Source organism: Methylobacillus arboreus (genome assembly GCF_020532725.1).
GTDB lineage: Bacteria > Pseudomonadota > Gammaproteobacteria > Burkholderiales > Methylophilaceae > Methylobacillus > Methylobacillus arboreus.
The window spans coordinates 750,002-772,280 of the sequence record NZ_JAJAVC010000003.1 but is presented as its reverse complement, the minus strand read 5'-3'; the positions used below and the strand labels follow the sequence as shown (position 1 = coordinate 772,280).

17 protein-coding genes and 2 tRNA genes are annotated in these 22,279 nt (G+C 53.6%); 14 read left to right on the top strand and 5 right to left on the bottom strand.

Annotated elements, in window-relative coordinates; all coding sequences use genetic code 11:
* The first annotated feature begins 81 nt into the window (after positions 1-81).
* Positions 82-561 (top strand): hypothetical protein, encoded by a 480-nt coding sequence (locus LG198_RS03645; RefSeq protein ID WP_230341794.1) that lies wholly within the window; start codon positions 82-84, stop codon positions 559-561.
* 90 nt (positions 562-651) lie between these two features.
* Positions 652-1,836, top strand: coding sequence for a phospholipase A (locus LG198_RS03640; RefSeq protein WP_230341793.1), 1,185 nt, complete (start codon positions 652-654; stop codon positions 1,834-1,836).
* 59 nt (positions 1,837-1,895) lie between these two features.
* Here LG198_RS03640 and LG198_RS03635 read toward each other — a convergent pair.
* From LG198_RS03635 to queF, 5 genes are all read right to left on the bottom strand, one after another.
* Positions 1,896-1,971, bottom strand: a tRNA-Glu gene (locus LG198_RS03635).
* 39 nt (positions 1,972-2,010) lie between these two features.
* Positions 2,011-2,086: transfer RNA gene (locus tag LG198_RS03630), tRNA-Ala, on the bottom strand.
* Between the two features lie 74 nt (positions 2,087-2,160).
* Positions 2,161-4,440 carry a lipopolysaccharide kinase InaA family protein gene (locus tag LG198_RS03625; protein ID WP_230341792.1) on the bottom strand — a complete coding sequence of 760 codons (2,280 nt, stop codon included), beginning with the start codon at positions 4,438-4,440 and terminating at the stop codon, positions 2,161-2,163.
* 16 nt (positions 4,441-4,456) lie between these two features.
* Positions 4,457-6,457 (bottom strand): LTA synthase family protein, encoded by a 2,001-nt coding sequence (locus LG198_RS03620; RefSeq protein ID WP_230341791.1) that lies wholly within the window; start codon positions 6,455-6,457, stop codon positions 4,457-4,459.
* Positions 6,458-6,484: 27 nt separating this feature from the next.
* A complete protein-coding gene (gene queF / locus LG198_RS03615; RefSeq protein ID WP_230341790.1) occupies positions 6,485-6,904 on the bottom strand; it encodes a preQ(1) synthase in 420 nt (139 codons plus the stop codon).
* 61 nt (positions 6,905-6,965) lie between these two features.
* Here queF and smc point away from each other — a divergent pair, with 61 nt between their 5' ends.
* The 12 genes from smc to clpX all read left to right on the top strand — a co-directional run bounded on the left by smc (position 6,966) and on the right by clpX (position 22,192).
* Positions 6,966-10,454, top strand: coding sequence for a chromosome segregation protein SMC (gene smc / locus LG198_RS03610; RefSeq protein WP_230341789.1), 3,489 nt, complete (start codon positions 6,966-6,968; stop codon positions 10,452-10,454).
* A 96-nt stretch (positions 10,455-10,550) separates the two neighbouring features.
* On the top strand, positions 10,551-11,846 hold the full coding sequence (locus LG198_RS03605; RefSeq protein WP_230341788.1) for a cell division protein ZipA C-terminal FtsZ-binding domain-containing protein: 1,296 nt from the start codon (positions 10,551-10,553) through the stop codon (positions 11,844-11,846).
* A 1-nt stretch (position 11,847) separates the two neighbouring features.
* Positions 11,848-13,935, top strand: a complete 2,088-nt coding sequence (gene ligA / locus LG198_RS03600; protein WP_230341787.1) for an NAD-dependent DNA ligase LigA — start codon at positions 11,848-11,850, stop codon at positions 13,933-13,935.
* Entirely contained in the window at positions 13,932-14,732 is an 801-nt protein-coding gene (cysQ, locus tag LG198_RS03595; RefSeq protein ID WP_230341786.1) for a 3'(2'),5'-bisphosphate nucleotidase CysQ, read from the top strand. The genes ligA and cysQ overlap by 4 nt, the downstream gene beginning before the upstream one ends.
* Before the next feature lie 2 nt (positions 14,733-14,734).
* Positions 14,735-15,637, top strand: coding sequence for a tetratricopeptide repeat protein (locus LG198_RS03590; RefSeq protein ID WP_230341785.1), 903 nt, complete (start codon positions 14,735-14,737; stop codon positions 15,635-15,637).
* 136 nt (positions 15,638-15,773) lie between these two features.
* Entirely contained in the window at positions 15,774-16,736 is a 963-nt protein-coding gene (gene msrP / locus LG198_RS03585; RefSeq protein ID WP_407659127.1) for a protein-methionine-sulfoxide reductase catalytic subunit MsrP, read from the top strand.
* Positions 16,737-17,330, top strand: coding sequence for a protein-methionine-sulfoxide reductase heme-binding subunit MsrQ (locus LG198_RS03580; RefSeq protein ID WP_230341784.1), 594 nt, complete (start codon positions 16,737-16,739; stop codon positions 17,328-17,330).
* A gap of 196 nt (positions 17,331-17,526) precedes the next feature.
* Complete coding sequence (locus LG198_RS03575) at positions 17,527-18,201, top strand: mechanosensitive ion channel family protein (protein ID WP_230341783.1); 675 nt, start codon at positions 17,527-17,529, stop codon at positions 18,199-18,201.
* A gap of 188 nt (positions 18,202-18,389) precedes the next feature.
* Entirely contained in the window at positions 18,390-18,593 is a 204-nt protein-coding gene (locus LG198_RS03570; RefSeq protein WP_230341782.1) for a cold-shock protein, read from the top strand.
* A gap of 343 nt (positions 18,594-18,936) precedes the next feature.
* Positions 18,937-20,241, top strand: coding sequence for a trigger factor (gene tig, locus LG198_RS03565; protein WP_230341781.1), 1,305 nt, complete (start codon positions 18,937-18,939; stop codon positions 20,239-20,241).
* Entirely contained in the window at positions 20,241-20,882 is a 642-nt protein-coding gene (gene clpP, locus LG198_RS03560; protein WP_328484878.1) for an ATP-dependent Clp endopeptidase proteolytic subunit ClpP, read from the top strand. Before tig ends, clpP begins: the two co-directional genes overlap by 1 nt.
* Before the next feature lie 38 nt (positions 20,883-20,920).
* On the top strand, positions 20,921-22,192 hold the full coding sequence (clpX, locus tag LG198_RS03555; protein ID WP_230341780.1) for an ATP-dependent Clp protease ATP-binding subunit ClpX: 1,272 nt from the start codon (positions 20,921-20,923) through the stop codon (positions 22,190-22,192).
* The last annotated feature ends 87 nt before the right edge of the window (positions 22,193-22,279 follow it).

The following is a 22,279-nucleotide window of genomic DNA, read 5'->3' as shown; positions in this document are numbered from 1 at the left end:
AAAAAGAACTTAAGGTTTGCTACAGTTCCGAACGCTTCATATGATGCGGTAAGCGACTTTTGCTGCTGCAAAAGAGCAACAATGCAAAAAATGCTAACTGATTATGATACTCTCGAAGGTCGTACATGCAAACCGTATCAGGATGAGAATGTATCATTTTTATCAATTCAGCGCCTGCAATTAAATAACGCACCTCTTTCCCTCAGAAGTCACCGGCTTCTTCAAAATATCCTCAAGATATTTGCTGCATCTGTCATTTTCACTCACGCTACTGACAAAAACTATTTATTTATCCGGGCAAGCATTGGTCTACCGCTAGCGGAAACCTTGCAATACGCAGATATTTCAAATGGTATTTATACGTCTGGAGCCTTGAGTATTCATACTGATGAACGGGAACATACGTATATCGGGGCACCAATCAGAAATTCCGAAGGACGCATTGTTGCCGCGACGACAATGCTGCGAACAGATAAAACGGCCTGGAATGCGGAGGAAATCGCATTTTTCAGGGCATCCTTGCAATATATTGAATTTCAAGTTGCTCAAGCCGATTGTTAAGAAAATAGCACCAATTCATTCCTGAAATGTCCACATTGCTGTGCTAGGCGTTTATAGTGCCTTTCTGGACAACTAATATCAGGATCAAGCATGCCCTTCATTCGACCTATGGGTGCGGCAATTTCCAGCCTGCTCGCATTCACCTTCTCATTCAATGCATATGCTGACAATCAATGGCTTGTGGTCGCCCAAGGCGAGGTGGTCAACACAGGCCAACAGCTCGCCTTCCAGATTGTGAAACCTCCAGATACCGAGCATTGGCCAGCTACCGTTCGCCTCAAGCTTTCTGCTGCAGGCGTTGCGGACGAAGTAGAATTGGCCTTGCAGGATAGCAGTGACCAGACCCTGGCCAGCAGGACATATAGTGGTACCCCACGGCAGGACTTTGTCGGCGTGGTGCGTGCAGAATTGGTGGAAAAACCTTCCAACACCGTACTGTTGCTTGCAGCCAGCCGTGATGACACAACATCCATTGTCCAGGCCGGCGAAATACAGCCTGCCGATAGTGTCCTGGCAAGTAGCAATACAGCACCGCAAGTGGTGATTGCCGCACCGGATGACGAACCCGCATTGAGTGCGGAAGAACCCATGTATTTCTTGTTTGGCAACGGTGATGAGTACGGGACTGATGCCCGCTTTCAGATCAGCTTCAAATACCGCCCATTCGATTCTAAAGGCTCTGTAGCGCAATATGCGCCTTTCCTGAGCAATCTTTACTTCAGCTATACCCAGACCACCTTGTGGGATATTGGTGGCGACTCCAGCCCGTTCCGCGATACAAGCTATCGCCCAGGCTTGTTTTACCGCTGGGCTGGCGCCTCGCGAGGCTTATATCCTGATAGTTGGCGTGTGGGGATAGAGCACGAGTCAAACGGGCAGGGCGGGGTGGATTCCCGATCACTGAATATTGCCTATGTGCGGCCGAGCTGGCATCTTGATTTTGCCAATGGCAGGCGGCTGACATTTTCACCCAAAATCTACGCCTATATAGATAAGGATGAAAATCCTGATATTCAGCATTACCGCGGCTATGCGGACTGGCAGCTGCGCTATGGTCGTGAGGATGGCCTGATGGTCACCGGGCTTTACCGCCAGGGTACGCGTGGATATGCAATGGGACAGCTGGATATCTCTTATCCATTAAGCGACCGTATTCTTTCCCGCATCGGTACCTTTGCCCATTTGCAGATATTTTCCGGATATGGCGAGACCCTGCTTGATTATGACAAGGATAGGGATACCCAGATCAGGTTGGGCATTTCTGTTTCGAGGTAGCTTTGATAAGAAGCAACTGGAAATAACAAAAAACCCGGTGCTGGCACCGGGTTTTATTTTGGCGTCCCCACGGGGATTCGAACCCCGGTTACCGCCGTGAAAGGGCGATGTCCTAGGCCTCTAGACGATGGGGACTGATCGTTGGATGCCCGGTTAGACCGGGCATCCTTGTTTTGGTGGAGATAAGCGGGATCGAACCGCTGACCTCTTGCATGCCATGCAAGCGCTCTCCCAGCTGAGCTATACCCCCGAAAAAGAGCCGCTATATTAATGATCCCCATCATGCCTGTCAATGTCCTCAGGCCATTAAATCCAAATAAACAGCTATTTCTTTCTGAGCATGCGCTTGATGGCTTTGCGGCCAATCCGCTTTTTCATGCCCACCTTGAAATCGTACAAATGGAAAGGCAATCGATGGCGCCAACTGAATTCCTGATTGATGGCTTTCAGATACATATCTACCAATTGGCGACGGCTATGCCATGGCAGCTTGATGCAAACGCGTGTGAGGTCAGACAGGCGTTTGGCAAGCGGGGTGGGGTGGTTGAAGAAGTGGGCGCGGTTGGTATCTATCAATGAAAATGCCAGTGTGCCGTCTTCCCGTTTGGTCACCAGAATATTGCCTCCCGAAAGATCGCGGAAAAACACGCCACGGTCATGCATATTCAGAAGATAGCGGGTGAGTTGCGGGTAGATCTGCTCGGCAGTCACGCCCTCATAAGAAGTCTCGCCGTTATAGAACGCGCCAAAAATATCCCGAATGGAAAAGTCGGTTTCGACAAACTCGCAGATATAGTAATTCTGCAACAGGGAACGATCACCATGCTTTTCGAAATATGCAACCGGCGCAGCGGCTTCTATACCTCGGCGCAATAGCTCGTTAGTGCCATTCCAGCTACGCTTGGCCTTGGAGAGTTTGAACTGGTCAAACAGTTTTTTATGGACATGCATCTTGACCGGTTGCTTGACCACAAGCTTTCGTGCCGGATCGCGTGGGTCGGCAATGGTCCAGATGGCATTGCGCGCATGGCGCAAAATCGCTGCTTTTGGCGGTGCTCCCAATTGCGAAGGATGCAGTGCGTGTTGAAGCAACGCGGCCTCATCCTCGTTGCTGGCAACATAGATGCCGCGCCACTCGCTTTCGTTATAGGCATGATGGTGCTTGTTTTCCACATGCCGTTGTATCGACAGGTTCGCAAACAGGCTTTTTTCTGTTTTCAATGTCACATTCCTTCCTGACGGCCAGGTGATGTATGTGGGGGATTCACTTGCCAGACCTGGTTTTGCCTTCAGCAAAATTCCCTCACGGCTTGTATAGCTGGCACTTTGCAAATCTTCCAGGGTGTAATGGTCTGCCAGGACGGTACCTTTGCCGTTGGTGGTCCATACCGCATGCAGCAGGGTTTCATTGTTCTTAAAGGCATGAATTTCCACCCCATGGCTGCTGCGTAACGGCCCCAGGTAGTGCCGCCCCGGAATCATGTCTACAAACGCTTTCATGGTGTAAAAGCTGGGGCGAGGGCGGAATTGCTGCACATTGCCAGTAACACTGGCGTAATGCGCAATGCGCTCGATTGCCGGGTAACTGTCGCTGCCGTCGTCGATCAATCCTTCCCGGTGGCAGATCAATGGCCCCCAGAAGGTTTGGCGCAAGGCGCCGGAAGCCGCGCACAGGATCATATAGCGTGCAAGATAATCAGCCTGTTTCTGCTCGCCATCTGGCAGCAAGCGCAAAATACGCGGCAAGGTCCAGAAAGCTGCCGGGGACATGATTTCCCGTACCCCATAGTCTGTTGTTATTTTCTGTAGCAGGCGGGCTTTCTTGACAATATTGAACTTGAGTGCCGTGGCTTGGCGGTATTTGAGGATACGGTGATCGTAGCGCTCGGGCTCGGTCGAGCGCTCGCAAAACAGGTTATTGGTATGTACATCCGGCAATTGGCCTCTCTGCTGGAAGATTTCCAGCAGGCCGATATTGTACAGAGGCTCGAAGTCACTGATGTTGGGGCCTGCCAGCTTGATGTTGCGCTGCTTGACCTCTTGGTAGGCGATCTCCCATGCCTTGAGGAATCCGGGAGGCGTATAGCCAGCCCAGCGCTTGCGATTGACGGTGGAGCCGATCTCAACCATGGATACCTTGTGTCCATAGCGTTCCAGCACTTGCTGTAAAAATGTTCGCCATGTCTGCTGGGCGGCGGTTTCTTCCATATTGATGGCTGCATCGAATGGTTGCACCAGATGCAACAGCACATTGAAATCTTGTTCAAGCAATGTGTCGAGCAGCCTGGCGGCATCATGGCCGATATCACCATAGCTGAAATCCAGCCTGACCTGGCGAATCCCGAGTTCCTGTAGACGGGCCAGGACATAATCATCCACGGCGGGATCACTCGAGGTGGCAACCCCAACTCCGGCAAAGTCCAGCGGCACATTGTGTGCTAAAGGCGGCAGGTGGCTGCCGGGTATCATCATCTTGCCCTTGAGGATATATGCCAGGCCTTTGCGGATGATTTGCCAGGTCAACATGGATGGCTGGCGCAATTGCGTTTTGGGGCCGGGTGGCCGGGCATAGTCCCTGACGGGCGTTTTTCTGGTGGTGTCCATAGTGTAGATCTAATTATTATTCCGCGGGCAGCACGTGATAGCGGCGTTCACGGTAAAGCAGTGATGGCAAGAGAGAGTTGGCCAGTGCACGCGATTCAAAGTCCTTGCTGTTTTCTGGTGGCGATGCCAGGCTGAATTTCTTGTGTGGAAGGTTCCATGTGCCATACGCAGGCTCTTTCCCTGGGCGTAATACCACAACCTGATTGCCCTCCATCCAGGCAAAGTTGTTCTCAAACTGCATCATCGCGCGGCCATCCTCGCTGTCATCGCCACGGCTCAAGTCGCGCCCGGTCATTGGATGCTGCGCTTCAATCCCCATGAGCGAGAGTGCTGTTACCGGCAAATCAATCTGGCTGGCAATGGTCTTGATTTTACGTGGCTCAATGTCGGCGCCCAGAATCAATGCCGGGATATGGAAATGATTGATTGGCACCATATCATGGCCATGCACACGAATGTCATGATCAGCCACAACAATGAATAGCGTATCTTTCCAGTAATCACTTTGCTGGGCCTTTTCGAAGAACTGACCCAGGGCGTAATCAGCATACTTGACCGCATTGTTATCGGTTGCCTTGACCGGGTCATGAAGCGCTATGCGGCCATCCGGGAATTCAAACGGCGCATGGTTGGATGACGTGAACACCAAGGTGAAGAAAGGCCTGCCGCTGGCATGGCTGGCAGAAATTTCCTCATGCGCCTTGTTGAACAGGTCTTCATCAGATACGCCCCAGCTTCCCACAAAAACGGGATTGTCGTAACTATCATCATCCTGTTCGCGCTGGAAGCCATTGCCCATGAAGAAGCCGACCATATTGTCGAAATGCGATTCACCACCATAGATGAACTCGGTACTGTAGCCTTTTTGCTCGAGCAGGGAAGCCAGTGTGAAAAAGTTGCGCTGGGAAAGCGAGAGCTTCACCACGCTTTGCGCAGGAGTCGGCTGGAAGCCGGTAACCACGGCTTCTATCCCGCGCACGGAGCGCGTACCAGTGGCGTACATTTGCTCAAACCACCAGCCTTGCTCCTTGAGTTTTTCAAGGTTGGGGGTAACAGGAACACCGCCAAGCGACTTGACGAATGTGGCGCCCAGGCTTTCCTCAAGAATAATGACCAAGTTAAGCGGACGCTCCCGTACGCGTGTCGGTATTAACTGGCTCAGGGTAGGGATGTCGGCATTGGGAACCGGGTTGAAGCCTGCGTCAAACCTGGTCCGGGTTTCCTGCACAATGCGATAGATTTCCTCATCGGGAAGGGTGCCATACATCTCACTGGAATTGCTCTCATGTTTGAGGCTGTAAACCGCATGAATCAACGACCAGGAGGAATTTAGAATAAGGCTATTGACCATGGAATCCGTGGTGCGGGAGAACATGGCCGGGTTGGCAGGACGATGGCTGACGGTACCTCGTATCACCAAAGCGGCGGCGAGGAAAATCAAGGGCCAGGTCAGCCAGGTCGCCCAATTGGTCCAGCGCTGCTCCTGCTTGAGCCAGGGACGCATCAACCAACCCATGGCCAGCGTAGCCAGCAAAGTGCCAATTACTCCTGCAAACAGATGTCCGCGGAAGCCGCCCCACAGCATGGACAATACTTCATGGGGATATTTGAGATATTCCACGAACAGGCGATTAGGCCTTGCGTCATATTCGGCAATGAAGCCGGGCGTTGCGAGCTCCAGCAAAATCACCAGGCTGGTGCAAAGCACCACCCAGAAATAAGTGAAACCACGCCACACCCGCCAAAATCTGGAAATAGCCAGCAAGGGGACCAACAGCAATGGCGGCAGCCACATCAGACCGATCTGGATGCTATCAACACGCAAGCCGTTGAGCATGATTTCCTGCCAGTTTGAAACTGCGCCTACGCGCTCATATTGCCATGCCACCAATCCTGCACGCGAGAGGCTGAAAATGACAAGGCTGACCAGGCTCATGACCAGCAAAGGTGCATATGGGCCAAAGTTGCGCGCTATGGCCCACAGGGAAGCACGACTATGCGTTAACAAACGGGTCATGGTGGCGACCTCCGCTGGATGATCCGCTTAACCGCGGATATTGGATTGAGAAGCAAATTCAGCCAGTTCAATGCGAGGTTGCGGTTGCCAGCCCGGTTTGCGGTGCTCGGCGACCACATTGGTGAAAATGCCGCCGCGCACATAGAACTTGGCGGTCAAGCGCATGAACTTGGGATCGGTTGCGGCAACCAGGTCGTCCAGAATACGGTTGGTCACCGCCTCATGAAAACAGCCCTCATCGCGGAAAGACCAGATATATAGCTTGAGGCTCTTCAGCTCCACGCATTGTTGGTCTGGGATGTAATCCAGGTAAAGCACGGCAAAATCCGGCTGGCCGGTTTTTGGGCACAGACAGGTGAATTCGGGAATTTCCATATGAATGTGAAAATCGCGGCCGGGATTAGGGTTTTCGAAGGTTTCCAAAGCTTTGCTGGGTTGACTAGACATAAGGGCTACCGTATAAATCGGATTATCAAAAAAGTGTCATTATAGCCAAGACCACCTCCAATTGCGCCTGACTCACCTAAAGCTTGCCGGTTTTAAATCCTTCGTCGATCCCACCACTCTGCATATCCATGGCCAGCGCGTAGGCGTGGTGGGCCCCAACGGCTGCGGCAAGTCCAATGTCATGGAGTCCATTCGCTGGGTGCTCGGCGAGTCCAGCGCCAAGGAAATGCGCAGCGAGTCGATGGCCGACGTGATCTTCAACGGCTCGGGCAACCGCAAGCTGGCCTCCCGCGCTAGCGTGGAACTGATTTTCGACAACAGCTTGGGCGGGGCGGGAGGCGAGTGGTCGCAATATGCCGAAATCTCCGTCAAGCGCGTGATCGAGCGGGAGAAGGGCTCCAGCTACTTCATCAACAATACGGCAGTGCGCCGCCGCGACGTGGCCGACCTGTTTCTCGGCACTGGCCTGGGCGGACGCGCTTATGCGATCATCGGCCAGAACACGATATCCAGGATCGTCGAAGCGCGGCCGGAGGAAATGCGCGTGTTCCTGGAAGAGGCTGCGGGCATTTCCAAATACAAAGAGCGCCGGCGCGAGACTGAATCTCGCTTGCGCGATACGCGGGAGAACCTGACACGGGTGGAGGATATCCGCCAGGAAATGGACAAGCAGATCACGCGCCTGGAAGCGCAGGCAGCCGTTACCCTACAATATCAAGGCTTGCAGGAAAGCCTCAAGCTCTCGCAGGGCCAACTTTGGTTGCTGAAGAAACGCGATGCCAGCAGCCAGTGGGAAAAGGCGCAGACTACGGTGAACCGCCTGAGTGTAGAGCTGGAATCGCAAATGGCCGCCTTGCGCCAAAGCGAAAGCGGAGTGGAATCGCTGCGCCAGCAACAGCATGAAGCCTCAACCCGGCTGCAAACGGCGCAGGCAGCCTATTACGAAGCGAATGCCGAAGTCTCCAACCAGGAACAGCAACTGCGCCACACCCAGGAGGCCCGCGCGCGCCTGCAGGCACAGTTGCAGCAAATAGAAGCGCAATCACAGAAGCTGGACCTGCAAAGCCGGGAGTTCAGCCAGAAACTACAGGACCTGCTCGAGCAACAGGAAGCTGCCAGCCATGAAGAAACCGAAGCAGGCGTCGAATTACAGGCATTAAAGCAGAAGCTGCCTGAAATGGAGCGGGCCTTTCAATCTGCACTGCATATTCATTCCGTTGCCCAGCGTGCCTTGCACGAGGCCGAGCAGGCTATCCGCCTTGAAGAAACCAATCTCAAGTATGCAGAACGCAATCTGGCTGATGCCAGTCAACGCTTGCAGCGTTTACAGCAGGAGGCCGGCAATCTCAACATGCCGGATGAAGCGAAACTGCGTGCGTTAGAAGCCGAGTTCAACATGGGGGCGGCAAAGCAGGCTGAGAGCGAACAACAGCTACAGCAGCTGAGGGAGCAGGAGCAGCAACAGGCTGAGCAAATTCGCACCTTACGCGAGCAAGTGTTGCAACATGAGCGCAAACTGGCGCAGGCAGAAGCCGAGGCTGCCTCATTGCGCAAGATACAAGGCGGGCTGGGGAAAGAAGGCCAGTTGGAAAACTGGCTGCACGATCACGGCTTGCATAACAGCGAGCGCCTATGGCAAAAGATCAAGATTGCCCCGGGATGGGAAACCGCACTTGAAGCGGTGCTGGGCGCGCGCCTCAATGCCATCATCGCCGGCGCGGAATTTACCGGCACACAACGCCCGCCAGCGGCGCTGGTATTAGCTTTTCCTGAAGATAACGCTGCTACCAAAGGTAAAAACCTGGGCGCCGTGGTAGGCGTGCAAGACCCGGCATTGCAAGGATTGGTCGCCGACTGGCTGGATAATGTATTGATTGCAGAAACGGCGGAAGAGGCTGAATCCATGCGCATGTCGCTGGCAAGCGGCCAGAGCGTGGTGACTGCGGCGGGCGATATTTACACCCGGTACAGCATCAGCTTTTACGCACAAAACTCGGAGCTGCATGGCGTTCTGGAGCGCCAGCGCGAGCTGGATGCCCTGGATATCGTTTTGCCTGATTTGCGCCAGACATTGACTGCAGGCAAGCAGGCGCTGCATGAGGCAGACCTCAAGCAGCAGGAGCTGCGCCAGCAGCAACAGCAACTGCAGCAGCAAGTACGCAACACTGCCCAGGCCCAACACCAATGTAGCCTGCAAATCCAGCAACTTACCCAGGAGCGCCAGTATCTCCTCCAGCGCCGCCAAACCCTGGAAACTGAGATCGCCGACCTGGTCAGGAACCGCAGCCAGCTTGAACAAACCCATCAACAGCAACAGCAGGGACTGGAACGCCTGAAAGATTCGCTGGCCAGCTTGCAGGCCGAGCGCCAAGCCAGCCAGGCCAAACGCAACGCTGCCGAAGCCGAGCTTGGCCTTGTGCGCGTGGCGTGGCAAAAAGCCGAGCGCGAGGCGCAGGAGAAAACGTTCAACCACAAACTGCTGGCTAACAATATCGACGACAGCAAAAGCCGTCTTGCTGCGATAGAGGAAGAGCGGCAAAGCCTTGCCGCACGGCTCCAGGAAACCCATGCTTTGCTGCAAGCCTCAGAAACGGAAACTTTGAAAGCCAGCCTGGAAACCGCCATAGGTCGCAAGCAGCAACACGAGGCCACGCTTGCTGCGGCGCGCGACCAGTTGGCAGAAAGCGAAAATGCCTTGCAACAGCAAGAGCGTACCCGCATGCAATACGAGCAGTCTTTGCATCCATTGCGCGACAAGCTGGAACAATCCCGCCTTAACGAGCAACAGGCGCGCCTGCACTTTGAGCAATGCCAGCAAAACTTGCAGGAATGCGGCCTAGAGGAGGGCGTGTTGGTGCAAGGCCTCACCGTAAACACCAAAACCAGCGAGCTAGAACGCAGGATTGCAACACTGAGCAATGAAATCGAGGCATTGGGCGCTGTCAATCTCGCTGCGTTGCAGGAGCTGGAAGGTGAACGCGAACGCAAACTCTACCTGGATAGTCAGTCTGCCGACCTTGAACAGGCCATCGCCACGCTGGAAGATGCGATCAGGCGCATAGACCGGGAAACCCGCAGCCGTTTGCAGCATACCTATGACGAGGCCAACCGTAATTTTGCCGAACTGTTTGCCGAGCTTTTTGGTGGCGGGCAGGCCAAGCTGGAAATGCTGGGCGATGAAATCCTCGATACCGGCATGCAGGTGTTTGCCCAGCCTCCGGGCAAGAAAAACAGTACCATTCACTTACTATCCGGCGGCGAGAAGGCATTGACGGCCCTAGCGCTAGTGTTTGCCTTGTTCCGCCTCAATCCGGCGCCATTCTGTCTCATGGACGAGGTCGATGCGCCACTGGACGACAGCAATACCGAGCGTTTCTGCACGCTGGTGAAAAAAATGTCGGAGCGCACGCAATTTTTATTTGTGAGCCATAATAAAATAACCATGGAAATGGCTCAGCAGCTTATAGGCGTTACCATGCAGGAATCCGGCGTCTCCCGTATTGTGGAGGTGGATATTGCCGCGGCGCTGCAAATGCACGAGGTGGCATAATGGGTTTTCTGCTGTTGGCGCCTGCGGGTGCATCGGTAATATCCCCGAATCAACCAAGATCATTTATCAGATCAAGAAGCGTGGAGTAATAAAATAATGACTGATCTACATTGGGCCTTACTCGGGCTAGGCATACTTATCATTGGCGCCGTGCTTGCCTTCAACTGGTGGCAGGAGCGCAAGTTCAAGCAGGAAACTTCGAGCCGCTTTGATGAGCCGCGCTACGATGCGTTGATGGAAGAGGCCCGCGCAATCCGCAATGAAGAGTTCCACATCGACCACAATGCCGTGAAAGATGCCGACGAATATACTCCCCAGACTGAGCCGGTTGAACCTGAGCCTACCAGTAGCGACCAGCAAGAATACGAAGCCGTCCATGAGCAGCAGCATTACGAACCGGAAGAAACCACGCAATCGGTAGACGAGTTCGAGGCAGAGGAACCAATATCGCAGGTTGCGGAAACGAATGAAGAACTGCCGCCCTGGGAGGAAAAGGCAGCCGCAGAACCGGAACCGGAATTAGCCTCGCAGCCCTCTGAGCATACTGCAATTACCCTGCCGCCCGAAGTCAATCCCGAGATCGATTTCATTGCCGTGCTGTCACTCGCACAACCGGCCACAGGTCAGGCTTTGCGGGAATTCCTGCTTTCGATTACCGATATCGACAAACCGGTGTACGCCTACGGCCTGGGCGGAGACCATCGCTGGCACCTGCTTACGCGCGAGCAGGAATCCGCCAGCTTCAGCGTCGCTATCTGCAGCCTGCAGCTGGCAGACCGTGCAGGCGCGGTTTCAACCGGCGCCTTGTCGCGTTTCCACCTTGCCGTGGAAGAGCTTGCCCAATCGCTGGGCGCGGGCGTTGAATGGCTGCATGCGGAAAATCCCTTGCAGCATGCCAATGAGCTTGACCAGTTCTGTATCGAGGTCGACCAGATGGTGGGCTTCCACCTCTCGCAAGGGGCGAGCGGCCCGTTTACCGGCACCAAGCTGCGTGGCCTGGCGGAAGCGGGCGGCCTGACGCTTGGCGAAGATGGCGCCTACCATTACCTGGTTGACGATGCCGATGGCAGCAAATATGCGCTGTTTTCCGTCGTCAACCATGATCCGCAGCCGTTCACCCCTGACATGCTGCGCACATCCGTGATTCGTGGCCTGACCTTCCAACTGGATATCCCCAAGGTGCAAAGCTACGCCGAAGCCTACAATCACATGGTATTGCTGGCAAGGCAGATGGAACACAGCCTGGGTGCGCACCTGGTGGACGACAAGCAGCGCGAGCTCAACGATGCGCAGATTGATAAAATCCGCCAACAGATCAAGCTGATCCACGACAAAATGCTCTCTCGCGGCATCCCCCCTGGCGAAGCCTACGCGTTGCGCCTGTTCTCCTGACATGGCTGATACGCAAATCCAGGTCGGCCTGTTTCAGGTAAACGGGCCTGTAGCCCAGCCGGGCTTGAGTGAGCAGGCAAATGCATTGCGCGCCAAGCTCCGCCGCTACGACCATGAATACTATGTGCTTGATGATCCCAGCGTGCCGGACAGCGAATACGACCGGGTATTCCGCGAGCTCAAGGCATTGGAAGAGGCAAACCCCGAACTGATCACTGCGGATTCGCCAACCCAACGCGTTGGCGGCGCGCCCATGAGTGAGTTGACGCCGGTGCGCCACCGCATTCCCATGCTGTCAATCGAGACCGAGACCGATATCACGCCGCAAGGAGCGCATAATTTCGACGCCCGGGTGCGCAAGAAGCTGGGCTTGCTGCCCGAGGATGCGCCGATCGAATATGCGGCGGAGCTGAAGTTCGACGGACTCGCATTGAGTTTACGCTATGAGCACGGCCTGCTGGTGCAAGCCGCGACGCGCGGTGATGGCGAAGTAGGGGAGGACGTTACCCATAACATCCGCACCATACGCCAGATACCCTTGCAGCTACACGGCACGGCACCGGATGTGCTTGAAGTGCGCGGGGAAGTGTACATGAGCCGCCCGGATTTCGAACGCTACAATGCCAGGCAGCGCGAGCAGGGCAAGCCTACATTGGTCAACCCGCGCAATGGCGCCGCGGGCAGCATCCGCCAGCTCGACCCGCGCCTTGCCGCGCAACGGCCGCTATCATTTTTTGCCTATGGGCTGGGCGAAACCAATGGCTGGAACGTGCCACCCACCCATGCGCAAGTGCTGGATGCGCTGCATGCTTTCGGCTTCCCAGTCTGCGTAGAACGCACCGTGGGCTTGGGGCCTGAAGCCTTGGCAAGTTTCCATCAAGCCATTGCCGCCAAGCGCGACCAGCTGCCGTACGACATCGATGGCGTGGTATACAAGGTCAACCGCCTGGGCTTGCAACGCGAGCTAGGCTTCCGTTCCCGCGAACCCAATTGGGCGGTCGCGCACAAATTCCCGGCGCAAGAGGAAATGACGCTGCTGGAGCATATCGACGTGCAAGTGGGCCGCACCGGGGCGATTACGCCAGTAGCCCGCCTGAAGCCGGTATTCGTGGGCGGGGTCACCGTCACTAACGCCACGCTGCACAACCAGGACGAGATCGACCGCAAGGATGTGCGTATCGGCGACACCGTGATCGTCCGCCGTGCCGGGGATGTCATTCCCGAAGTAGTCTCCGTAATCAAGGAGCGCCGCCCGCCCGGTTCCCAAGCCTATGTTCTGCTGGAAGCTATCGGCCATCTTTGCCCGATCTGCGGCTCGCATGCGGTACGCCTGCCGGAAGAGGTGGCCGTGCGCTGCACCGGCGGCCTGTTTTGCGCGGCACAGCGCAAGCAGGCGATGCTGCATTTTGCCTCGCGCCGGGCAATGGATATCGAAGGCCTGGGAGAAAAACTCGTCGACCAGCTGGTTGACGGCCAATTGGTCACGACCCTGGCGGATATCTACCATCTGGACCTTGCAACGCTGGCTGGGCTTGAGCGCATGGCAGAGAAATCCGCACAGAACCTGCTGGATGCCCTGCAGAAAAGCAAGCAGGCCACTTTGCACAGGTTCATCTATGCCCTGGGCATCCGCAATGTCGGCGAAGCTACAGCCAAGGATCTGGCGCGCTATTTCGGCAAGCTCGAAGCATTGCAGGCTGCCGATGCGGAAGCGCTGCAACAGGTGCCGGATGTCGGCCCGGTTGTCGCACGCTCGATTGCCGAATTTTTTGCTGAAGAACATAACCGTGAAGTGATCAGGAAACTCATTGATGCAGGCGTGCAATGGGAAGAGGGCGAGGGCCAGCCAGCCAGTTCCGGCAAGCTTGAAGGCAAGACATTCGTGCTGACCGGCACCCTGCCTACCATGTCCCGGGAGGAAGCGAAGGAGCGCATCGAGGCGGCTGGCGGCAAGGTAAGCGGCAGCGTTTCCAAGAAAACCAGTTATGTCGTGGCGGGCAGCGAAGCGGGCAGCAAGCTCAACAAGGCCCAGGAACTTGGGCTGAGTATCCTGGATGAAGCGGGATTGCTGGGCCTGCTTGCGGAATGAGCGCAGACACGCTGCAATTCCTGATCTGGCTGGCGCATGAGGCGGGCGATGCCATCATGCAGGTATACCGCAGTGATTTTGCCGTCCAACAAAAGGGCGACCATTCACCTTTGACGGAGGCAGACCTTGCGGCGCACCGCATCATCCGGGATGGGCTCAAGCGCTTATCCCCTGAATTGCCGCTGATTTCGGAGGAATGCGAGCTTGCCCCGTTTACCGAGCGGCAGCAATGGCAGCGCTACTGGCTGGTTGACCCGCTGGACGGTACGCGCGAGTTCGTGAAGCGCAATGATGAGTTTACCGTCAATATCGCCCTCATCGACCATGGAAAGGCTGTGCTCGGTGTTGTATATGCACCGGCGCTGGGTATTTGTTACTACGGTGATGAACATGGCGCTTACAAGCAACAGGACAATGCAGCGCCGCAGGGCATTCATGCTCGGCCGTTGAACCTGGAACAGATTACGGTTGCATGCAGCCGCTCTCATCCTGGCAAGAAAATCCAGGCCATGTTGCAGAATATAGGCCTAAAGCATGGCGAGCCGCGTGTCATCAACATGGGCAGCTCACTGAAGATTTGTTTGGTCGCAGCAGGCGAGGCCGACCTTTACCCGCGCCTGGGGCTAACTTCCGAGTGGGACACTGCGGCGGCACAATGTGTGTTAGAACGGGCGGGAGGCCAGTTGATCGACAGGCATGGCCTGCCCTTGCAGTACAACCGCAAGGACACTATTCTTAACCCGGAGTTTTTTGCCTGTGGCGCTACTGCGCATGATTGGAACCAATACTTGGAGTAGGTATGCTGTTTTTTAGATTATTTTTTACACTAATGCTTGCAAGCAGTGCGACATATGCAGCCGCCAATCCTGCCGATGGCTGCCTTAAGGCACTAGGTGAAGATGAGACGGCTAAAGCCTTGAGCCTGGCAGAGCAAGCCTTGTCTCAAAACCAGGCACAGCGTGATGTCATATTGTGCAAGGGCCGGGCGGAGTTGAGCCTGGGGCGCAATGAGGCTGCCATCAAGAGTTTTACCGCAGCCGAGCCTTTGGCCACCACTCCTCATGAAAACCTGGTGACGCATATATTCAAAGGCAATGCCTACAAGGCATTGGGCCAATACTCGCAAGCCCAAGCCAGCTATGAAGCGGCACTGAAACTTGCAACCGAGGAAAAGAACCTGAAATTTCAGGTTATTGCGCATCTTCTAGTTGGTGAAGCGCTGATACAGCAGGCCCAGTTGCCGCAAGCGCAACAACATTATGAAAGCGCCCTCAAACTTGCGGGCAATAACAATGAGCGCGCCGATGCGAAAGAGCACCTTGCCCAGCTCAAAGCAAAACAGGGGCTTTATGACGACGCGATTGCCCACCAGGTGCAGGCTGTAGTGATGCAGCTAAGCGACGGTGACTTTGATGGCTATGCCAATGCCGGGCTGGAACTTGGCTATCTTTATATCAATGCCAGAGATTACGCCAATGCCGAAAGAAACCTTAACAAGGTGATCAGCAAGGCGGGGGAAGCCGGAGACGGTTATTGGGCTGCCAAGGGGTATTATTATCTCGGCCTCAATTTCATTGCTGCGCAGCAATCAGACAGGGCCCAGGATGCGCTCAACCAGGCCCGCGAAATTTGCGAGGCTATTGGTGCGGAAAAGTTGGCGGCAGAAGTGAACTTGCAACTGCAAAACCTATCACAGCGTTAAGCCATTAATGGGTGGTTCATGTTAGCCCGGCACGGTGGCTCTACGCACTAATACGGTTTTGTATTCAAGCGTGGAATAAGGCAGGTCGCTGCAGAAGGCGAACCAACGCGGTTATATGTTTAGAAGACGAAGCCGAATGAAAGGGCACATCATGTTGATAGGCAGGCCATCCGATATAACCGCATCAGAAATTACCCCAGCTACAGTATTCAGAAAACGGCGCGCGCTTATCAAGGCTGCAGGTCTGGGCACCATGATGGCCTGGAGCGGCCTGAGCCTCGGTGAAGAACCCAAGACCAAGATTCAGGACTACAGCAAATCTTCTTATGGCCAGGAAGAAAAATTAACGTCCTACCGGGACATCACCACTTATAACAACTTCTACGAGTTTGGCACTGGCAAGGAGCAACCGGCGGAGAATGTCGGACAGTTCAAGACCACGCCATGGACTGTTTCGATTGAAGGTGAAGTTCTGAAGCCACGCAAGCTCGGGATAGAGGAGCTCATGAAATTAGCTCCCCTGGAGGAACGCATCTACCGCATGCGTTGCGTGGAAGGCTGGTCCATGGTGATTCCCTGGGTGGGTATTCCCTTGAGCAGCCTTGTCAAGCTGGCTCAGCCAACAGGCAATGCCAAGTTCGTTGAGTTGATCTCGGCAGCCGACCCAGCGACCATGCCAGGTGTTAGGGCGCCGATTCTCGACTGGCCTTATGTGGAAGCTTTGCGCCTGGATGAAGCCATGCATTCCCTCACCATTCTGGCAGTCGGGCTGTATGGAGAAATACTTCCTGCGCAGAATGGTGCGCCGGTGCGCCTGGTCGTGCCCTGGAAATATGGTTTCAAGGGCGGAAAATCTATCGTACGTATCCGTTTCGTGGAAAAAATGCCGCAAACCACCTGGATGAGGGCGGCACCAAGGGAGTATGGTTTTTATGCCAATGTGAACCCAACAGTAGACCACCCACGCTGGTCGCAGGCCAGCGAGCGCCGCATCGGTGGCAATGTGTTCTCACGACGAACACCTACTCTGATGTTCAACGGCTATGCCGACCAGGTTGCCCAGCTATATGCGGGTATGGACTTGCGCAAGCATTTCTAGATGGCTCCAACCAGCATAGCTTGGATAAAGCGCGGCATATTCTTGCTGGCGCTGGGACCGTTGATCAGGCTGTTTTGGCTTGGCTTCACCGATCAGTTGGGGGCGAATCCTGTTGAATTCATAGAGCACTCCACTGGCACATGGGCGCTGGTTGCTCTATTGCTCAGCCTTGCGGTCACGCCGTTACGCTTGCTGTTTAATATGGGATGGCTGGTTTCATTGCGCCGTATGCTGGGTTTGTTCATGTTCTTTTACGCTTGTCTGCATTTCCTGGCCTATCTCTGGCTGGACCACTGGTTTGACTGGGCGGGTATCGGGGCTGATATCATCAAGCACCCTTATGTGCTGGTCGGCTTTCTCGCTTTGATACTCAGCATCCCGCTTGCTGTTACCTCCACTGATGCCATGATACGCAAGCTGAAAAGGCGGTGGAAAACCCTTCATCTTTTGGCTTATCCGGTTGCCATCCTCGGTGTACTGCATTATCTGTGGCTAGTGAAGAAGGATATTTCCCAACCCCTGATCTATGCCTTGATCCTATTTATTCTGCTACTGATCCGGCTATATTACAGGCTCAAACTCAGGAGAGTTTAAAATTAAAATTATTTACAATCAAAATGTTAATAGTTTAATCTAATTTTAATTGTTAAGTTAATGAGGTTTTTTGTTTGCGGACAATCTGCATTTACGCGAAAATAGCCCTCCAATCCTGAACGGTCAAGCAACGCTGCTTTGGTTCCAAGAGACCTTGTTCATAAAGGTCATCAATAAATATAAAAGGAGTGTGTACATGCAACACCAGATTGATGTTTTTCTCACATCCCTCAATGAATTCTGGACTCAGGTAGCCAACTTTTTCCCCAAAATGCTGGCTGTCGCTGTCATTCTGGCATTTGGCTGGGTCTGTGCCAAAGTGGCATGCCTGGGCGTTAAACGTATCCTGGAACTAGCCCAGTTTGATAAGTTTGCCGACCGCTCCGGCCTTGAAGCATTCCTCAAACACGGGGACTTCGACCTGACATTGAGTGGTGTCATCAGCCAGGTCATTTACTGGCTTGTCATCCTGTTGTTTGTCATCACTGGCGCCAATACGCTGGGGCTTACTGAAGTTGCCCACATGCTCAATAACCTGGCCAATTACCTACCCAAGATTATTGTTGCCATCCTAGTGCTGATTTTCGGTACTTTGTTGGCACGCTTCGTCAATCGCCTAGTGTTTGCCTGGCTGCACGGCATGCGATATGACGGTGCGCTCAGGGTTAGCACCACCGTGGAATACGGCATTCAGATATTTGCCTTGTTTGTCGCGCTGGAACAACTCGATATCGGCACTCAATTGCTGACTGCACTGTTTGTGATCGTCTTTGGCGCTATTTTCCTGGCACTGGCCATTGCATTTGGCCTGGGTGGCAAGGAAAGAGCCGCACGGCTGATTGAGGAAATTCAATCCAAGCGTCCCAAATAGTACATTGAGCGACTATTATTTGAACACCAAGCGCCGCATATGCGGCGCTTGGTGTTTATGCCTCTGTCGGAAAGTTCTTACAGTATTTTCAGCCATCTCTTATCTTCTATAGCAAACCTACTGTTTTAGCATGCAATCGTGACAGTTGGACTTGTTATTTAGAGATTCATTTATTTGGGAGATGTGACATGGCACTTGGTACAGTTAAATGGTTCAATGATGCAAAAGGATTCGGATTTATCTCGCCAGATGAAGGCGGAGATGACTTGTTTGCGCATTTTTCGGAAATTCAGACACCCGGCTATAAAAGCCTGAAAGAAAACGACAGGGTGCAATTTGAAATTACTCAAACAGCCAAGGGGAAACAAGCCTCCAATATCCAGAAGGCCTGATCAATCTAGGATCTAGGGGTTGACTTACAAGCAACCCCTTTATTTTTCAATTCTGGCAACTACTTCTTTCATATTGGCCCATTGAGCACTTGCTTCCCCTTACTTTCTCACTGATTCCCCAGGCTTTTCTCCCGGCATTATTTTTTATAGTCACCTATGCTAGAATCTCCAGCTAATATTCATGTCCAACCTTGGTCCATTAATGGATAAGGTTGAATAGAATGCTGGCGTAAAACCGGATTTGGTTTTGCAATTGGTTAATTTTCAATAACTTGATTTGCGTGAGTGCCGACTCATCGGTGTGATGCGCTTTATCAAAATCTCGATTTAAGGAATACAGTAGATGCAAGCGACCGTTGAGACCATCAGCAATCTTGAGCGCAGGATGACGGTTTCGGTACCAGTACAACCACTGGAATCTGAAGTAAATGAGCGTATCAACCGTCTGGCACGTACTGCAAAGATGCCCGGTTTTCGTCCTGGCAAGGTGCCATTGAACATTGTGCGCCAACAATACGGCGCCCAGGTGCGCAACGAAGTGCTTTCGGATGCGGTAGAACGCAGTTTCAGTGACGCTGTTGAGCAAAATAAACTGCGTGTGGCTGGTTACCCCAATATTGAGCACAAGCCTTATGCCGAGGCTGATGAAAAGATTGAGTACATCGCCACATTTGAAATCTTCCCTGAAATCAAGGTTGGTGACATTTCCAAGATCAAGATTGAGCGCCCAGCACTTGAAGTAGGTGAAGCCGAAGTCAAAAAGACGATTGATGTTCTACTGCGCCAGCGTGCCACATTCGAGCCAGTCAAACGCGCCTCCAAGAAAGGCGACAAGATCAATATCAGCCTGATTGCCTCTATCGACGGCAAGGAAGTCGAACGCACGAACGAGAGTGGTCTCGATCTCGTCATTGGCGAAGGCGGCCGTTTCCCTGCGTTTGAGAGCGAGCTGTCCGGCAATAAGGCAGGCAGCAACAAGGTATTTGAAATCGCCTACCCTGAAGACCACAAGCCAGAGCAACTGGCTGGCAAGACCGTGAGTTACGATGTGACCTTCAACTCTGTCGAACAGGCAAAGCTGCCAGAGTTTGATGCTGACTTCGCTCGCAGCCTTGGTGTGGATGATGGTGATGTGGAAAAAATGCGTGAAGAAATCACTGCCAGCCTGAAGCAGGAAGTGGAAAAACGTGTGCGTGCCAAGCTAAAGGAGCAAGCATTCCAGGCATTGCTGGACAATACCAAACTGGAAGTGCCCAAGGCATTTATCAATGCAGAAATTGGACGTTTGATCCAAAGCGCGCAAAAGAACCTGGAGCAGCGCGGTGTCGATCTGGCGAATGTCAACCTGGAGCCTGCCTTGTTCGAGGAGCAGGCCAAGCGTAATGCAAGCCTGCGTCTGGTACTTTCCGAAGTGGTTAACGCAAATGATCTCCAAGCCAATGCTGACCAGGTACGTGCCATGGTAGATATTTTTGCACAAAGCTTTGAGCGTCCGAATGACGTCGTGACTTGGTACTATGCAGATACCAAACGCCTGGATGAGCCTGCGGCTTTGGCGACAGAAGAGAATGTCGTTGAGTGGGTACTCAAATCCGCAAAAGTGACTGACAAGAAAGTGAAGTTTGACGACCTGATGGGAAATAACTAATGATTCATCATCCTGCAACTGCACAAAGCCAGTTTGAAGCCCACGGCCTGGGATATATCCCCATGGTCGTCGAGCAAAGCGGCCGCGGTGAGCGTTCCTATGATATTTATTCGCGCTTGCTGAAAGAGCGTATCATTTTTCTGGTTGGCCCAGTAAATGATACGACTGCCAACTTGGTGGTTGCCCAGCTCTTGTTCCTGGAGGCGGAAAACCCGGACAAGGATATCTACTTCTATATCAACTCGCCCGGCGGATCAGTGACTGCTGGCATGGGTATTTACGATACCATGCAGTTCATCAAGCCCGATGTCAGCACCTTGTGTGTGGGGCAGGCTGCCAGCATGGGGGCGTTATTGCTCACAGCCGGCGCAAAGGGCAAGCGTTTCTGTCTGCCTAACTCGCGCGTCATGATTCACCAGCCATTGGGTGGCTTCCAGGGGCAGGCTTCCGATATTGAAATCCATGCCAAGGAAATCCTTTTCCTGCGTGAGAAGTTGAACCTGATTCTGGCCCACCACACCGGCCAGCCTGTGGAGAAGATTGCCCACGACACCGACCGCGACAACTTTATGAGTGCGGAGCAGTCCGTAGCCTATGGCCTGGTCGACAAGCTTATTGCCAGCCGGTCAGATGCTGCATAAGATAGTGGCAATATTTAGTTTATTTTTAGGATAGTTTGATGACGACAAAAGCCGAGGGCGAAAAATTACTCTATTGCTCGTTTTGCGGCAAAAGCCAGCATGAAGTGCGTAAGCTGATTGCTGGCCCATCCGTTTTTATCTGCGATGAGTGCGTTGACCTGTGCAACGATATCATCCGTGAAGAAATTCAGGATGAGAATGGTCTCAAACCCAAGAGTGGCAAGCTGCCGACTCCAAAGGAAATTTGCGCCATCCTCGACCAGTATGTGATCGGCCAGACCCAGGCCAAGAAGAACCTGGCCGTTGCGGTCTATAACCACTACAAGCGCTTGGAGCAGGGCAGTACTACCCAAAAGGACGATGTCGAGATTGCCAAGAGCAATATTCTGGTGATTGGTCCTACCGGCTCTGGAAAGACCTTGCTGGCACAAACGCTAGCTCGCTTGCTGGATGTGCCTTTCGTCATGGCGGACGCCACGACCTTGACCGAAGCGGGTTATGTTGGCGAGGATGTCGAGAACATTATGCAGAAACTGCTGCAGAAGTGTGATTACGACGTAGAAAAAGCCCAGCGCGGCATTGTCTATATCGATGAAATCGACAAGATTTCGCGCAAGTCCGACAACCCGTCCATTACCCGCGACGTATCAGGGGAAGGCGTGCAACAGGCCTTGCTCAAGCTGATCGAAGGTACGGTTGCTTCGGTGCCGCCACAAGGTGGTCGCAAGCATCCCAACCAGGAGTTTGTACAGCTAGATACCACCAATATTCTATTCATTTGCGGTGGCGCATTCGATGGTCTGGAAAAGGTAATCCGCCGCCGTTCCGAGAAGGGTGGTATAGGGTTTGGGGCCGAGGTGAAAAGCAAGGAAGACGCTCGTGCCATCGGTGAAGTCCTGCGCGAGGTTGAGCCCGAAGACTTGATCAAGTTTGGCTTGATCCCGGAATTTGTCGGCCGCTTGCCTGCGATAGCTACCCTGGAATCACTGGATGAAGCAGCATTGGTCACTATTCTGGTTGAGCCCAGGAATGCGCTGACCAAACAATATACCAAACTGTTCAAGATGGAAGGCGTTGATCTTGAGTTCAGGGAATCTGCACTGCAGCTTATCGCGAAAAAAGCGCTGGAGCGCAAGACAGGTGCCCGCGGCTTACGGTCAATCATGGAGCATGCGCTGCTTGAGATCATGTACGATTTGCCATCCCTTGCCAACTTGAGCAAGGTGGTGGTAGATGAAGGCGTGATTAAAGGCGACTCCCCTCCAATCCTGATTTATGCGGATGAGCCTCGGCTTGAAACCGCAAGCTAGCTAAAACTACAAGGCTGCTCTGCAGCCTTTTTTATGTGAAAATTTAAGTGCTGGCACTTGAAGTGCCGGTGCATGTCCCCATAGATG

Bases quoted from the DNA above. Each gene is read 5' to 3' on its own strand.
- ligA (WP_230341787.1), top strand. From the start codon at position 11,848: ATGGCTGATACGCAAATCCAGGTCGGCCTGTTTCAGGTAAACGGGCCT.
- cysQ (WP_230341786.1), top strand. From the start codon at position 13,932: ATGAGCGCAGACACGCTGCAATTCCTGATCTGGCTGGCGCATGAGGCG.
- LG198_RS03640 (WP_230341793.1), top strand. From the start codon at position 652: ATGCCCTTCATTCGACCTATGGGTGCGGCAATTTCCAGCCTGCTCGCA.
- msrP (WP_407659127.1), top strand. From the start codon at position 15,774: ATGAAAGGGCACATCATGTTGATAGGCAGGCCATCCGATATAACCGCA.
- LG198_RS03645 (WP_230341794.1), top strand. From the start codon at position 82: ATGCAAAAAATGCTAACTGATTATGATACTCTCGAAGGTCGTACATGC.
- queF (WP_230341790.1), bottom strand. From the start codon at position 6,904: ATGTCTAGTCAACCCAGCAAAGCTTTGGAAACCTTCGAAAACCCTAAT.
- clpP (WP_328484878.1), top strand. From the start codon at position 20,241: ATGATTCATCATCCTGCAACTGCACAAAGCCAGTTTGAAGCCCACGGC.
- LG198_RS03570 (WP_230341782.1), top strand. From the start codon at position 18,390: ATGGCACTTGGTACAGTTAAATGGTTCAATGATGCAAAAGGATTCGGA.
- LG198_RS03625 (WP_230341792.1), bottom strand. From the start codon at position 4,440: ATGGACACCACCAGAAAAACGCCCGTCAGGGACTATGCCCGGCCACCC.
- tig (WP_230341781.1), top strand. From the start codon at position 18,937: ATGCAAGCGACCGTTGAGACCATCAGCAATCTTGAGCGCAGGATGACG.
- LG198_RS03620 (WP_230341791.1), bottom strand. From the start codon at position 6,457: ATGACCCGTTTGTTAACGCATAGTCGTGCTTCCCTGTGGGCCATAGCG.
- clpX (WP_230341780.1), top strand. From the start codon at position 20,921: ATGACGACAAAAGCCGAGGGCGAAAAATTACTCTATTGCTCGTTTTGC.
- LG198_RS03575 (WP_230341783.1), top strand. From the start codon at position 17,527: ATGCAACACCAGATTGATGTTTTTCTCACATCCCTCAATGAATTCTGG.
- LG198_RS03590 (WP_230341785.1), top strand. From the start codon at position 14,735: ATGCTGTTTTTTAGATTATTTTTTACACTAATGCTTGCAAGCAGTGCG.
- LG198_RS03605 (WP_230341788.1), top strand. From the start codon at position 10,551: ATGACTGATCTACATTGGGCCTTACTCGGGCTAGGCATACTTATCATT.
- LG198_RS03580 (WP_230341784.1), top strand. From the start codon at position 16,737: ATGGCTCCAACCAGCATAGCTTGGATAAAGCGCGGCATATTCTTGCTG.